This window comes from Hydrogenophaga sp. L76 (assembly GCF_057654755.1).
In genome coordinates this window covers 3200495-3214360 of the sequence record NZ_CM172807.1, presented here as the reverse complement: position 1 = coordinate 3214360, position 13866 = coordinate 3200495, and the positions used below count along the sequence as shown (strand labels likewise).

Sequence of the window (13866 nt, the reverse complement as noted above, 5' to 3'; positions counted from 1 at the left end):
CACTGGCGTGGGCGGTTGGTCGGCGCCCGGAACGGGCGCCTGGGCGGGGTGCTCAGAGGTTGGTGCCGAGCCAGCGCTTGAGTTCGCCCTCGGCCACGCCGCTGCGTTGCGCCAGGTCCCGCACCTGGTCTTCGCCCAGCTTGCCGACGTTGAAGTAGGTGCTGTCGGGGTGGCTCAGGTAGAAGCCGCTCACGCTGGCGGCCGGCGTCATGGCCAGGCTTTCGGTCAGGGCCATGCCGATCTCGTCGGCCTGCAGCAGTGCGAACATCGCGCGCTTGACGCTGTGGTCCGGACAGGCCGGGTAACCGGGCGCGGGACGGATGCCCTGGTACTGCTCCTTGATCAGCGCTTCGCTGCTCAGCGCCTCGTCGGCCGCGTAGCCCCAGAGGTCGGTGCGCACGCGGTGGTGCAGGCACTCGGCAAAGGACTCGGCCAGCCGGTCGGCCAGCGCCTTGAACAGGATGGCGTTGTAGTCGTCGTGCGCGTCGAGGAACTGCTTTTCCTTCTTCTCTGCGCCCAGGCCGGCGGTGACGGCGAACAGGCCCACGTAGTCATCGGCCACACCCTTGGGCGCCACGAAATCGGCCAGGCAGCGGCTCGGGCGCATCACGCCGTCCACTTCCTGCTTCTCTGTCTGCTGGCGCAGGCCGTGCCAGGTGAGCGCGACCTGGCTGCGGGTCTCGTCGGTGTAGAGCTCTATGTCGTCGTCGTGGACCGTGTTCGCCGGGTAGAGCCCGATCACGCCGTTGGCGCTGAGCCAGCGGCCTTCGATGATCTTCTTCAACATGGCCTGCGCGTCGGCAAACACCTTGCGCGCCTGCTCGCCCACGACCTCGTCCTGCAGGATGGCGGGGTACGGGCCGGCGAGGTCCCAGGTCTGGAAGAACGGCGCCCAGTCGATGTACTTCGCGATCTCGGCGAGGTCGAAGTTCTTGAACTGGCGCTTGCCGATGAACTTGGGTTGGGTGGGTTTGAAGCTGGCCCAGTCGATCGGCGTCTTGTTGGCGCGCGCCTGGGCCAGCGGCCACAGCGTGACCTGCTTCTTGTTGGCGTGTTGTGTGCGCACCTTGTTGTAATCGGCGTTGAGTTCGGCGATGTAGGTCGCGGCCTGGTCGCTCAGCAGGCCCTGCGCCACGCTCACGCTGCGCGAGGCGTCGGGCACGTAGACAACCGGGCCGCTGTAGTGCGGCGCGATCTTCACGGCGGTGTGCACGCGGCTGCAGGTGGCGCCGCCGATCAGCAGCGGGATCTGCTTCTCGCGGAAGTGGGCGTCCTTCTCCATCTCGCTGGCCACGTACTGCATCTCCTCCAGGCTGGGCGTGATCAGGCCCGAGAGGCCCACGATGTCGGCGCCCTCTTCCTTGGCCTTGGCCAGCACCTCGTGGCAGGGCACCATCACGCCCATGTTCACGACCTCGAAGTTGTTGCACTGGAGCACCACGGTGACGATGTTCTTGCCGATGTCGTGCACGTCGCCCTTCACCGTGGCGATCACGATCTTGCCCTTGGTCTTCACGTCCTGCCCGGCGGCGGCCTGGGCCAGCTTTTCGGCTTCGATGTAGGGCAGCAGGTGGGCCACGGCCTGCTTCATCACGCGCGCGCTCTTCACCACCTGGGGCAGGAACATCTTGCCCTGGCCGAACAGGTCGCCCACCACGTTCATGCCGTCCATCAGCGGGCCTTCGATCACGTTGAGAGGACGGCCGCCCTCGGCTTCGATCTGGCGCCACATCTCTTCGGTGTCTTCGCTGATGAACTCGTTCATGCCGCGCACCAGCGCGTGGCTCAGGCGCTCGCGGATCGGCAGCGCGCGCCACTCGTTCTTCTTGCTGTCGTCCTTGGCCGCGCCCTTGGCATTTTCGGCCACTTCAACGAGCCGCTCGCCCGCATCGGGCCGGCGGTTCAAGACCACGTCTTCCACCCGCTCGCGCAGCTCGGGCTCCAGCTCGTCGTACACACCCACCATGCCGGCGTTGACGATGCCCATGTCCATGCCGGCTTTGATGGCGTGGTACAGGAACACGGTGTGGATGGCTTCACGCACCGGGTCGTTGCCGCGGAAGCTGAACGACACGTTGGACACGCCGCCGCTCACCTTGGCGCCCGGCAGGTGCTGCTTGATCCAGCGCGTGGCGTTGATGAAGTCGACCGCGTAGTTGTTGTGCTCTTCGATGCCGGTGGCGATGGCGAAGATGTTGGGGTCGAAGATGATGTCTTCGGGCGGGAAACCCACTTCGTCCACCAGGATGCGGTAAGCGCGCTCGCAGATCTCGATCTTGCGTTCGTAGGTGTCGGCCTGGCCCTTTTCGTCGAAGGCCATCACCACCGCGGCGGCGCCGTAGCGCTTGACCAGACCGGCCTGGCGCTTGAACTCGTCCACACCCTCTTTCATGCTGATCGAGTTGACCACGCCCTTGCCTTGCACGCAGCGCAGGCCGGCCTCGATCACCTCCCACTTCGAGCTGTCCACCATCACCGGCACGCGCGCGATGTCGGGCTCGCCGGCGATCAGGTTCAGGAACTTCACCATCGCGGCCTTGCTGTCGAGCATGGCCTCGTCCATGTTGATGTCGATCACCTGCGCGCCGTTTTCCACCTGCTGGCGCGCCACGGCCAGCGCCTGCTCGTACTCGCCGTTCAGGATCATGCGGGCGAAGGCCTTGGAGCCGGTCACGTTGGTGCGCTCGCCCACGTTGACGAACAGGCTGTCTTCGCCGATGCGCAGCGGCTCCAGGCCGGACAGCAGCATGGGAGGAACGGGTACGGAAGAAATCACGTCGGACATGGGGCTCACCAGAAAGGGTTCTGAAACTGGTGAGCGCCGTTGGGGCCGGTCTGGCCGGCAGGGCGATGAAAGCCCGGACTCTCAAGCCTGACACCGGCCCCGACACAAGCGCGTCGGGGTGGCGCTGCAGCGCTCCTTGAGAGCCGCTGATTTTAGCCGCCAACCGCCTGCGCACGCATCTGGTGCGATGTTTGCTAGTACCCGATGCATGGCCCCTCACCGCAACGACCCCGACAACGCCGGCACCGACTGGCACGCCCAGGAGCTGCTGCTCATGCGCGAGGTCATGAAGCTCGTGGGCCGCAGCCTGGCGCCGGCTTTCGTGTTGCGCGAGATGCTGCACCTCATGAGCGAGCTGCTGGGCCTGAACCGCGGCCGCATGGTGCTGGCCGACGACGCCGTGCCGGGCGCGGAGCGCACAGCCTCGGTCCGCCACGCCTACGGCCTCACCGCCGAGGAAGCGGCGCGCGGCGTGTTCCGCTGGGGCGAGGGCATCACCGGCCGCGTGCTGGCCAGCGGCTTGCCCGCCATCGTGCAGGACGTGGACGCCGAGCCCTTGTTCCTCTTTCGCACCGTGGCGCGCGCCCGGTTGCCGCCGCAGACCGTGGCCTTCATCGCGCTGCCGATCGATGTGAACGGTGCCACCGTCGGCGTGCTCGCCTGCCACCGCATCCGCAGCCGCCAGCGGCACCTGAACGACGACCTGGCGCTGCTGCGCATCCTGGCCACGCTGGCCGGCCAGCTGCTGCAGCTGGAACAGCTGGTGGCCGAAGAGCGGCGCCAGCTGGCCGCACGCAACGAAGCGCTGGAGCACGCGCTCGACGTGGGCAGCGCGCGCTACGGGCTGATCGGCCGCTCGCCCGCGCTGCTGCAGGCGCTGGGCGAGCTGGAGCGCGTGTCGCAGTCGCAGGCCACGGTGCTGCTGCTGGGCGAGTCGGGCACGGGCAAGGAGCTGTTTGCGCGCGCGGTGCACTTGGCCAGCGGCCGGCGCGACCAGCCCTTCATCAAGGTCAACTGCTCGGCGATTCCCGACACGCTGTTCGAATCTGAACTGTTCGGCTACGAGCGCGGCGCCTTCACCGGCGCCAGCACGGCGCGCGCCGGCTGGTTCGAGCAGGCCAACCGCGGCACGATTTTTCTGGACGAGATCGGCGAGCTGCCGCTGGCCATGCAGAGCAAGCTGCTGCGCACCCTGCAGGAAGGCACCCTGGTGCGCCTGGGCGGCACGCGCGAGATCCGCATCGACGTGCGGCTGGTCGCAGCCACCAACCGCGACCTGGCGCGCGAGGTACAGGCCGGCGGCTTTCGGCAGGACCTGTATTACCGCCTCAACGTGATCCCGATTCGCCTGCCCAGCCTGCGCGAGCGGCGCGAAGACGTGCGCGCGCTGGCCCTGCATTTTGTGAGCCGAGCCAACCAGGCGCACCAGCGCAACGTGAACCTCGCGCCCGACGCGCTGGCGCGGCTGGAAGCGCACGACTGGCCCGGCAACATCCGCGAGCTGGGCAACCTGATCGAACGCCTGGTTCTGCTGGCCGACCACACGCTGGTGACGGCGGCTGCGCTGGAGCGCTTCATGCCCACCGCACTGGACCGCGCGCCCCCGGCGCCGGCATCGGCCCCGATCCCGCCGGCCCTTCCCGCTGCTGGTGGTGGTCTGGTGCGCGACTACCAGAGCGCCACGTCTCACGACGCACAGACCCTGCAGGACGCGCTGACCCGCCACCAGGGCAATCAGTCGCGCGCGGCGCAAAGCCTCGGGCTCACGCTGCGGCAGTTCAGTTACCGGCTGCGCAAGGCGGGGTTGCGATGAAGGGTAGGTTTGAAGGGCTGGACTGAAAGCTGGCGCAACGGATGTGTGACAGCATCAGTGCCATTGACCATGACTTGTGAGAAGCCGACATGAAAACAATCGACGAGATGCTGAACCTGGCCTTGCTGACCCCCGATCAGCACCAACAAATCAGCAGCTGGATTGCGCAGGCCGACTCGCCCGACGAGATTCTGAAGATGCCGCCGTTGCTGTGGCGGGCCGTCGAACGGGCCAGCGCGGTCATGGGCATCGACGAAGACCTGATGCGCCCGCCTGCGCTGGATGCTGACGACCTGGTTTGCCGATAGACCAAGCGCCGAACAGGTGGCTTGCCGATGCATCTGCGAGGACGGTCGGGGTGTTCGTTTCGCTGATCGGCCACAAGCGGCCGTTGGTCAAACGGGAAAGTAGTCGTTCAACGTTTGAGTTCTGCCGACGAGCAAAAGCCCTGCCTTTGGCCCGTGGCGCTGCAGAACTCTCAGGGAAACCAATCGCGTGCGGCGCAAAGCCTGGGGCTGACGTTGCGGCAGTTCGGGTACCGGTTGAGGAAGGCGGGTGCGGTGAGTATTTGGTTTTGAGTAGCAAGGCTCTCCCCACTACCCGCAAATGCTTACTGCCATTTACCGACTGACCTCGATATGGCGGTGCAACTACTTCGCCGTCTGACGAAACGCTTCTACACGCCAAATTAGACTGTGTAAATCTTCTGGAACTTCATTAGGTCTGAATTCATCAATGATCTGCACGTCTGTCAAGTTCACCCCCAAATCAGTTTGCACTGCATCACGGAGAGATTTTAGTACTGTCTTTCCAGGAACAATGTGAAGCCGTGTCGATAGATCCTTCCAACGATCCTCGAATTGCTCCAGCGTTTGCCTGCTAAGCGTGCTGTGATCAATGCCAGAACCTTTGTGAAAGGCGATCTTCTTTGCAAGGTATTGCGATTGCGCATCCAGTCGTTCTTTTCCAGTGATTTCAAGAAGATATTGCTCAACGCTCTTTGATGGATCGACGCTTATTCCGAGACGCTTACTACGTTGTTCAACTTGCTTGTCTAGCACACGCTGCAAGACATCGACCTGCAGAAGGTAGTTCTCCATCTCCTTTTGCATAAGAATTGCCGCATCGGTTAGTTCTTTGGCCAGCTCACCAGAAATCTGAGCAATCTCTTCGTCGCAGTAGTAGTCGCGGTCATATATCGCAAACATCAGGATTCCCGCATCGATGGTTCGCTTGACTCCCCAAGCAAATGAGCGGATTCGCTCCCAAGATGAGAAGCCACCGGATTCAAAGGCTGTAAGGTCAGTGCCCGCCGAGAGTTCATGAAAGCCTAGGAGCTTCGCGAAACGTCGAAGCGTTCGAAAGTCACTGATTCCTTCAACGAACAGAATCTTTTTCGTGCGCGCCAACTGAGCCAATGCAACGTTGTGAGCCGATCCAATCGATTGAAGTGCTACTTGTATCCCCTCAACATCACGAAGACGTTGCGCTGATTGCTTACCCTTCTGCACCAATAGCAGTTCAACAGGATCAGCTTCACTGATTATCTCAACAGAGTGAGTAGCAATAAGAACGTCTGTTTGGAGACCTCGGAGAATTGCCAACAATTGACGCTGAACGTCTGGGTGCAGGTAAATTTCAGGTTCGTCAATGGCCAAAAGTGTAGCCGAGTTTGCACGCGAGATATGCGTCAGCAACTGACACCATATTTGAAATCCGAATCCCGACCAATAGATTTCACGATCAATCCGCTCCTCCGAAACAAACATGCTGAGTTGCTTAGTAGAAAAATCTAGCTCTGGGCGCTGGATCTTCATCCCAGGCCACGTAGTCTCAATCATGTCTGCAAACACTTCCCAACCGTCCGGATTGAAACGCCAGTAGTTACGAAAATGACGACTCGCGCGATGGGTGCTTAATGACTCGCGTACCGTATCCTCAGTTACATAGACTTCTTTGTGCTCTAGCGGCCCTAGGACTGGGATCACTTGAACAGATATTGGAAATGCAGCACTGAATTTCCCAGCCGTCCTAACGGTCGCACCATCAGTTTCCCAATACAGGGTGCACCCTCCATCATTTGGAAAGTAGAGATTCAACTTATTCCTATTGGACAGACGAAACTCGATACGACTGTCTTCGGAGTTGTAGTCGGTCGTAACATTCTCCAGGGAAACACTTAATTGATTGAGTGACAAATGATGCCCATAGCCATTCATTCCACTTGGAAGACGCACTGGCTCAGCATTTTTGGACTTTGCACGTCGCAATGCAACCTCAAGAATACGGAGAGCACTTATGATCGTCGATTTTCCCGAATTATTCGGACCAACAAGAATGTTCATGTCCTGCAAGGAAACGGTGTAGTTCCGCAATGACTTGAAGTTTGAGAAACGAATCGAAGTTATGCTGACACTCATGACTTGTTTTGGTTGTAATGGTGAATTGCCATCCGACACGCCGAACATCCGTCAATCAATTAGCTCGCCGATCGAAGGCTTTGCGTCGATATAAATCGTCACACTCATCGCTCTATGGATTCGACACACTCAATGACGCGCATCCAAAAACTCACAATCAATATCAGCCAAAACTGAAAGATCAAGACTGCAAGGCGTAGGGCAGTCTACAGGCGAAAATTTCATCTAGGGAAGGTCTGCACAACACCCGCCGCAGCGTGAGTTGAAGCATCCGATTTCAGATGATGGTGATTGCAGGCTCGCAAGGTCGGTTTGAAAGGCGATTTCGCCCCGTTTTGCGGTCCTCTGGCCATCTGCAGGCGCACTCATCCCCGCATCTCCTGAAGCAACGTGCGCCGCACCATCCACAGGTTGGACAGCGCGAACAGCGTGTGCAGTTGCGCCGTGTTCTTGGCCAGTCCCCGGTAGCGCACCTTCACATGCCCGAACTGGCGCTTGATCACCCGAAACGGATGTTCGACCTTGGCCCGGATGCGCGCCTTGGCCTGCTCCAACTGGTCCATGATCGAGCCCATCGGCGTGCTCTTGTCCAGTACCTTGCGCTTGCCCGGTCGCATGGCCACATGCCAGTTGACCGTAATGCCTTGCGTCTCTTCCCGTTTGCCCACGCCTTGGTAGCCCGCGTCGGCAAAGACGTCCGTCTCTTCCCCGTGCACCAGTGCGTGCGCCTGCGTCACGTCATTGACGTTGGCCGCTGTGCCCACCACCGTGTGCACCAAGCCCGATTCCGCATCGACACCAATGTGCGCCTTCATCCCGAAGTGCCACTGATTGCCCTTCTTGGTCTGGTGCATCTCGGGGTCACGTTCACCGCTGCTGTTCTTGGTCGAGCTCGGCGCGGCGATCAGCGTGGCATCGACTACCGTGCCGCTTTTGAGCAGCAACCCCTTGGCTGCCAGCGTGGCGTTGACGGTGGCCAGGATCTGCAAGCTCAGGTTGTGCGCTTCGAGCAGGTGGCGAAATCGAAGAATCGTGCTCTCGTCGGGCAGGTTGTCTTCACCCGCATCCAGGCCCACGAACTCGCGGAACAGTGCCATGTCGTACAGCGCCTCTTCCATAGCCGGGTCTGAGAGGTTGAACCACTGTTGGATGAAGTGGATGCGCAGCATGGTCTCAACGGCGAACGGTGGGCGTCCGCCCTTGGCGCCAGGGGCGGGTGCGAGTGGCGTGATCAGCGAAACCAGTTCGGCCCAAGGCACCACCAGGTTCATCTCGTCGAGGAACTCGCGTTTGCGCGTCCTCTTGGTCTTGCGCTCGAATCCGCTCTCGCCCAGGCTCATTTGCTTCATGACGTCACTGTCTCACATCGGGCAAGGGGCGCCGAGGTTTTGCAGACCTTCCTTAGGCTACATCCTTTGCCAATCACTGCAATTCAGGCAATGCTGAACATATGGTTCACGGGTCAAATTTCAGCTCCTTCGTTGTCTCAAAGCTCGCCAAAAGGCCAACCCCAGACGACCTTGGTTCGGGACCCAGGTCACACCAATATGTCGACATTGTGTTAACTCAATGTCAAACCATTGCGGCTGCGCCCTCCGGCGCCGGCCCACGTCAAACTCCAATAAACCCAATCAAATCAACAACCTCTATGCACTGACCTCTCCCTGTGCCGCCCTGGCACGACCGTTGCAAAAGAGCACCCAGGCCATCCTGCCTTTGCCCTTTTCAAGAGGTCCCCATGAGCATTGAAGCCACCCTGATCGCACCCGATCAACTCGCCACCCTGCAAGCCGCCGAACCGGTGGTGATCATCGACACGCGCGACGCCGACACCTTTGCCGCTGGCCACATTCCCGGCGCGGTGAACCTGCGCGAGGTGTTCACCTTTCTCGCCACCTCCACGCCCGAAGGCCTGCAGGCCCTCAAGACCACCTTCGCCGACGCGCTGGGCAAGGCCGGTCTCTCGGGCAAAGAGACCGCCGTGTTCTACGAAGACGCGATGAACAGCGGCTACGGCCAGTCGTGCCGCGGTTACTACCTGCTCACCTGGATGGGCTACCCCAAGATCAAGGTGCTCAACGGTGGCTTCAGCGCCTGGAAGGCCGCTGGTCTGCCGGTGTCCACCACCGCGGCCACGCCCACGCCCGCCACCTTCCCCGAGCTGCCGATGAGCGACGTGATGCTCACGCAGGCCGATGTGCAGGCCGCGCTGGGCACCGACACGGTGTTGCTCGACGTGCGCGATGTGGACGAGTGGATCGGCGACAGCTCCAGCCCCTACGGCAAGGACTTCGCGCCGCGCAAGGGCCGACTGCCGGGCGCGAAATGGATCGAGTGGTACCGCTTCATGAAGCCTTCGGCCCAGGGCCCGGTGTTCAAGACGCCCGACGAGGTGAAGGCCGAGTGCGCCACCGCCGGCATCGCGCCCGACGACACGGTCTACCTCTATTGCTTCAAGGGCGCGCGCGCGTCCAACACCTTCCTCGCGCTGAAGCAGGCCGGCTTCTCCGACGTGCGCATGTACTTCGGCTCGTGGAACGAGTGGTCGCGCGACGACAGCCTGCCGATCGAGACCGGCCTGCCGGTCGCCAAGGCCAGCAAGCCAGCCAGCCTGGCGATGGCGGCCTGAACCGTTTTTTTCAACCCCGTTTTTCAATCCCTCAGGAAACCCCATGTCCTCCACCGACACCCTCGAACCCACCGCCCCCGTGACCACCATCAAGACCTACCTGCGCCCGATTGACGGCAAGGGCCTCGCCGAATTCGCCGCCGGCGGCAAAGCCAACCCGGCCCGGCGCGGCACCAACAAGGTCCACACCGTGATGGAGGGGCAGTACCGCTCGCTGTCGCACGTGGGCGAGAAGCACGTGGTGGTGGTGGACGAGCCGCTGCACCTGTTTGGCGAAGACACGGCGCCCGCGCCCGGCGAGATCGTGCTCTCGGGCCTGGGCGGCTGCATCGCCGTGGGCGTGACCGCGGTGGCCACCTGGAAGGGCGTGAAGCTGAGCAAGCTCGAAGTGTTTCTGGAAGGCGACATCGGCAACCCGGCCGCCTGGGGCGCGGGCGGTGCGCTGGAGAAGACCCCGCCCGAGATGGGCTTTCAGGCGATCCGCGTGAAGGTGCTGGTGGAAGGCGACGCGAGCCGCGAAGTGCTGGACGAGATCGTGCAGCACGCCAACTTCTATTCGCCCGTGGCCAACACCATGCGCAACCCGATCCCGTTTGAGATCTCGATGGCTTGAGGACACTGTCATGAACCCCGCCGACCTGCCCCCCGAACTCGCTGCCCAGCCCGCCAACCTCATCGACGCCGTGCGCGCCATCGCCCAGGGCCCGCTGGCCGAACAGGCTTACGCCATCGACCGCGGGGCCTACCCGGTGGAAGTGATGAAACAGCTGGCGGCGGCCGGCGCCATGAGCGCGCACCTGCCGCAGGCCGACGGCACGCCCGGCGACTACGGCCAGGCGATCCTGGCCATGGCCGAGGCGGCCAAGGTCTGCGGCGCCACCGGCTTCATGATGTGGTGCCAGTGCGTGGCCGGGCTGTACATGCAGGCCTCGGACAACCCGGCGCTGATGGGTGAACGGCTGGCACGCCACGTGGGCGGCGAGACGCTGGGCGGCACGGGCCTCTCCAACCCCATGAAGAGCTTCGCGCAGATCGAAAGCCTGCTGCTCAAGGCCACGCCGGTGGAGGGCGGTTACCTCGTCAACGGCACCCTGCCCTGGGTCAGCAACCTCGGGCCTGACCACTACTTTGGCGCCATCGCGTCGGTGCAGGTGGACGGCGCCTGCGCGGGCCGCGAGATGATGTTCATGCTGCGCTGCGACGCGCCGGGCGTCACGCTCAAGACCTGCCCCGAGTTCTCGGGCATGGAAGGCACGGGCACCTACAGCGTGCACTGCAAAGACCTGTTCGTCGGCACCGACGACGTGGTGGCCGACCCGGCCAAGCCTTACATCGCGCGCATCCGTGGCGGCTTCGTGCTGCTGCAGTGCGGCATCGCGGCCGGCATCATCCAGGGCGCGATCGACAGCATGTGGGCGGTGGAAGGCCAGCTGGGCCATGTGAACCAATATCTCGAAGACCGGCCCGCCGAGCTGCAGGCCGAATTCGACGCGCTGGTGGCCCGCATCATGAAGCTGGCCGAGACGCCGTTCGACACGTCCACCGACTACTTCATCGACGTGCTCGACGCGCGCGCCCACGGCGCCGAGCTCTGCCTGCGCGCCGCCAACTCCGCGCTGATGCACCAGGGCGCGCGCGGCTACCTCATGAGCTCCGAGGTACAGCGCCGCGTGCGCGAAGCGCAGTTCGTCGCCATCGTCACGCCGGCCATCAAGCACCTGCGCAAAGAGATTGCGCGGCTGAGCGCCGAGGAGATGCCGGCATGACCCCCGCCATCCAACCCAACCCGGTGGCCCAGGTCGTCGCAGCCCTGGGGGCACCCGCCTTCAACAAGTACATCTGCCACGCCTGCGGCTACATCTACGACGAGGCCGAAGGCGACCCCGACAGCGGCCTGGCCGCGGGCACGCGCTTCGAAGACATCCCCGACGACTGGGCCTGCCCGCTCTGCGGCGTGACCAAGAGCGACTTCGAGCCCTACAGCGCACCGAGCCTCGACGAACTGCGCGCGCGCGCTGGCGGCGCAGCCCCGGTGGCGAAACGCGGCGGCACGCCGGGCGTGCTCATCGTCGGTGGTGGCCGCGCTGGCTGGCAGATGGCTGAAGCCCTGCGCGCGCTCGACTCCAACCTGCCCATCACCCTGGTGAGCGCCTGCGCCGCCGACGTGTACGACAAGCCGCTGCTCTCGGTGGCCGTGGCGCGCCAGATGGACCCCGGCAAGCTGGTGAAAGAAACCGGCGCCGACGCCGCGAAGCGCCTGGGCGTGCGCCTGCTCGCCCACACCGACGCCGTGCGCATCTGCCCCGACACGCGAAGCCTGCGCACCACGCGCGGCACGCTGCGCTACGACCAGCTGGTGCTGGCCCACGGCGCGCAGGCTGCGCTGCCGCCCGCCCTGCCCGCGGCTTACTGCTGGCGCATCAACCACCTGGGCGCGTACCAGCGCCTGCGCGGGGCGCTCGGCACCGTGGAGCAGTCCGGGGCGAAAGACGTGGTCATCGTCGGCGCCGGCCTGATCGGCAGCGAGCTCGCCAACGACCTCGCGCTCGGCGGCCACCGCATCACCCTGCTCGACGTGATGGCCGAACCGCTCGCGCGCTGGCAGGCACAACAGGCCGGCACGCAACTGCTCGGCGCCTGGCAGGATCTGCCCATCCGCTTCGTCGGTGGTGTGCAGGTGGCCAGCGTGGAAAAGCTGGGCGACAGCTACCGCATCACCACCGCCTGCGGTCAGCAGTTCGTCGCCAACCAGGTGATCGCCGCCGCCGGCCTGATGACCCCGCCGCGCCTGGCGCAAAGCGCCGCGCTGGACTGGAACAACGGCATCGCCGTGGACACGGCCACGCTGCGCACCAGCGACGAACGCATCCACGCCCTGGGCGACTGCATCACCATCAACGGCCAGGCCAGCCGCTTCATCGAGCCCATTGCGCGGCAGGCGCGGGCGATTGCGGCGCACATCTGCGGGGGTGATCCGGTGCCCTACGAAGCGAAGCCTGCGGTGGTGCGGGTGAAGACCACCTCGCACCCGATGACGCTGCACTGAACGGGCTCACCGCACGCTCAGCGGCTGAGCAGGTCGATGTACGTCTGGTAGCTGAAGCTGCGGTTCTTCTTCTGCCCGGTGACTTCGGTCACGATGCCCAGTTCCTGCAGCAGCTTGATGGCCGCGCTGGCGGTGGGGAAGGTGGTGCTCAAAGCTGCCCGAGCCCTTTCCACGCTGAAGCGTGGCATGGTGGGCAGCAGCTCGAACAGGCGGTAGCTGGCCGGGCCCGCCTTGGCGTGCTGCAGCAGGCGGCGGCGATCGGCGGCCACCAGGCTGGCCAGCGCCACCACGTCTTTTTCAGCCTCGGCAGCGGCCACCTCGACCCCCTCCAGAAAGAAGCCGACCCAGCCCTCCCAGTCGCCCTCGGTGTGGACAGCCGACAGGTGCCGGTAGTAGGTGCTCTGGTGCCGTTTGAGGTACCCGCTCAAGTACATCAACGGTTCGGGCAGCAGGCCCCAATGCTCCAGCAAGGCCGCAATCAGCAGACGGCCCATGCGCCCGTTGCCGTCCAGAAACGGGTGGATCGTCTCGAACTGCGCATGCACCAGGGCCACCTTGACCAAGGGCGGCAAATCGCCGTCGGGCGCGTGGATGAAACGCTCCAGATCGGCCAGCAGACGTGGCACCTGCTCGGCCGGCGGCGGCACGAACACCGCGTTGCCCGGTCGCGTGCCGCCGATCCAGTTTTGCGAGCGGCGCAGCTCGCCCGGTTGTTTGCCCGTGCCGCGCACGCCGTTGAGCAGCAAGCGGTGCGCGTCGCACAGCAGGCGCACGCTGATGGGCAGGCCCGCCGCATCGCGCAGGTTGTCCTGCACCAGCCGGAAGGCCCGCAGGTAGTTGGTGACCTCTTCCACATCGTCGGTGTTGCTCACGGCCAGACCGGCTTCTTCGTCGAACAGGTCGGTCAGCGTGGCCTGTGTGCCCTCGATCTGGGAGGTCATCAGGGCCTCCTTGCGGATGGCGCTGTAGAGCAGCCAGTCCACCGAGGGCACCAGCCCCGCCACGGCAGCCAGCCGCGCCAGTGCCATCTGGGCCGCGCGGTTGCGATCAGCCCAAGCAGATTCGGCCAGACCCGGTGCGGACGGCGGCAAGGGATGAGGAATGAAAGCCTTGACCGGCTCCCCAAGGGTGGTTGTGGTGGCGTAGGTGCCTGTGGTGCGCGCCATATGCAAG

Annotated in this window: 10 protein-coding genes, 1 pseudogene and 1 riboswitch; of the genes and pseudogenes, 7 read left to right on the top strand and 4 right to left on the bottom strand. The window is 63.8% G+C overall.

From position 1 onward, the window contains the following. Positions 1 to 52 precede the first annotated feature (52 nt). Positions 53 to 2785: a methionine synthase gene (metH, locus tag AC23D4_RS15515; RefSeq protein WP_472888301.1), complete on the bottom strand. Its 2733-nt coding sequence runs from the start codon at positions 2783 to 2785 to the stop codon at positions 53 to 55. 24 nt (positions 2786 to 2809) lie between these two features. Then, positions 2810 to 2929, bottom strand: a riboswitch (S-adenosyl-L-homocysteine riboswitch). Positions 2930 to 2993: 64 nt separating this feature from the next. Between metH and AC23D4_RS15510 the strand changes: the two genes are divergently transcribed. The 3 genes and pseudogenes from AC23D4_RS15510 to AC23D4_RS15500 form a co-directional block, all read left to right on the top strand. After that, the gene (locus AC23D4_RS15510; protein ID WP_472888302.1) at positions 2994 to 4598 is read left to right on the top strand and encodes a sigma-54-dependent Fis family transcriptional regulator; all 1605 of its coding nucleotides are present in this window, start codon (positions 2994 to 2996) and stop codon (positions 4596 to 4598) included. 89 nt (positions 4599 to 4687) lie between these two features. Beyond that, entirely contained in the window at positions 4688 to 4906 is a 219-nt protein-coding gene (locus AC23D4_RS15505) for a hypothetical protein (RefSeq protein WP_472888303.1), read from the top strand. 156 nt (positions 4907 to 5062) lie between these two features. Beyond that, positions 5063 to 5176, top strand: a pseudogene (locus tag AC23D4_RS15500) (helix-turn-helix domain-containing protein); the annotation flags it as partial. Positions 5177 to 5248: 72 nt separating this feature from the next. Here the strand turns inward: AC23D4_RS15500 and AC23D4_RS15495 are convergent. Then, entirely contained in the window at positions 5249 to 7066 is a 1818-nt protein-coding gene (locus AC23D4_RS15495) for an ATP-dependent nuclease (protein ID WP_487623633.1), read from the bottom strand. Positions 7067 to 7383: 317 nt separating this feature from the next. Then, a complete protein-coding gene (locus AC23D4_RS15490; protein ID WP_472887108.1) occupies positions 7384 to 8367 on the bottom strand; it encodes an IS5 family transposase in 984 nt (327 codons plus the stop codon). Positions 8368 to 8756: 389 nt separating this feature from the next. Here AC23D4_RS15490 and AC23D4_RS15485 point away from each other — a divergent pair, with 389 nt between their 5' ends. The 4 genes from AC23D4_RS15485 to rd are packed head-to-tail and all read left to right on the top strand — an operon-like array spanning position 8757 to position 12693. Further along, the gene (locus AC23D4_RS15485) at positions 8757 to 9647 is read left to right on the top strand and encodes a sulfurtransferase (RefSeq protein WP_472889025.1); all 891 of its coding nucleotides are present in this window, start codon (positions 8757 to 8759) and stop codon (positions 9645 to 9647) included. A 43-nt stretch (positions 9648 to 9690) separates the two neighbouring features. Beyond that, positions 9691 to 10260 carry an OsmC family protein gene (locus AC23D4_RS15480; RefSeq protein ID WP_472889024.1) on the top strand — a complete coding sequence of 190 codons (570 nt, stop codon included), beginning with the start codon at positions 9691 to 9693 and terminating at the stop codon, positions 10258 to 10260. A gap of 10 nt (positions 10261 to 10270) precedes the next feature. Continuing rightward, positions 10271 to 11413 carry an acyl-CoA dehydrogenase family protein gene (locus tag AC23D4_RS15475; protein WP_472889023.1) on the top strand — a complete coding sequence of 381 codons (1143 nt, stop codon included), beginning with the start codon at positions 10271 to 10273 and terminating at the stop codon, positions 11411 to 11413. Beyond that, positions 11410 to 12693, top strand: a complete 1284-nt coding sequence (gene rd / locus AC23D4_RS15470) for a rubredoxin (RefSeq protein ID WP_472889022.1) — start codon at positions 11410 to 11412, stop codon at positions 12691 to 12693. The genes AC23D4_RS15475 and rd overlap by 4 nt, the downstream gene beginning before the upstream one ends. Before the next feature lie 17 nt (positions 12694 to 12710). Here the strand turns inward: rd and AC23D4_RS15465 are convergent, their stop codons facing one another. Next, positions 12711 to 13859, bottom strand: coding sequence for a Fic family protein (locus AC23D4_RS15465; protein WP_472889021.1), 1149 nt, complete (start codon positions 13857 to 13859; stop codon positions 12711 to 12713). Between the last annotated feature and the right edge of the window lie 7 nt (positions 13860 to 13866).

Coding starts and splice junctions, on each gene's coding strand:
- metH (WP_472888301.1), bottom strand. CDS start 2,785: ATGTCCGACGTGATTTCTTCCGTACCCGTTCCTCCCATGCTGCTGTCC.
- AC23D4_RS15510 (WP_472888302.1), top strand. CDS start 2,994: ATGGCCCCTCACCGCAACGACCCCGACAACGCCGGCACCGACTGGCAC.
- AC23D4_RS15505 (WP_472888303.1), top strand. CDS start 4,688: ATGAAAACAATCGACGAGATGCTGAACCTGGCCTTGCTGACCCCCGAT.
- AC23D4_RS15495 (WP_487623633.1), bottom strand. CDS start 7,066: ATGTTCGGCGTGTCGGATGGCAATTCACCATTACAACCAAAACAAGTC.
- AC23D4_RS15490 (WP_472887108.1), bottom strand. CDS start 8,367: ATGAAGCAAATGAGCCTGGGCGAGAGCGGATTCGAGCGCAAGACCAAG.
- AC23D4_RS15485 (WP_472889025.1), top strand. CDS start 8,757: ATGAGCATTGAAGCCACCCTGATCGCACCCGATCAACTCGCCACCCTG.
- AC23D4_RS15480 (WP_472889024.1), top strand. CDS start 9,691: ATGTCCTCCACCGACACCCTCGAACCCACCGCCCCCGTGACCACCATC.
- AC23D4_RS15475 (WP_472889023.1), top strand. CDS start 10,271: ATGAACCCCGCCGACCTGCCCCCCGAACTCGCTGCCCAGCCCGCCAAC.
- rd (WP_472889022.1), top strand. CDS start 11,410: ATGACCCCCGCCATCCAACCCAACCCGGTGGCCCAGGTCGTCGCAGCC.
- AC23D4_RS15465 (WP_472889021.1), bottom strand. CDS start 13,859: ATGGCGCGCACCACAGGCACCTACGCCACCACAACCACCCTTGGGGAG.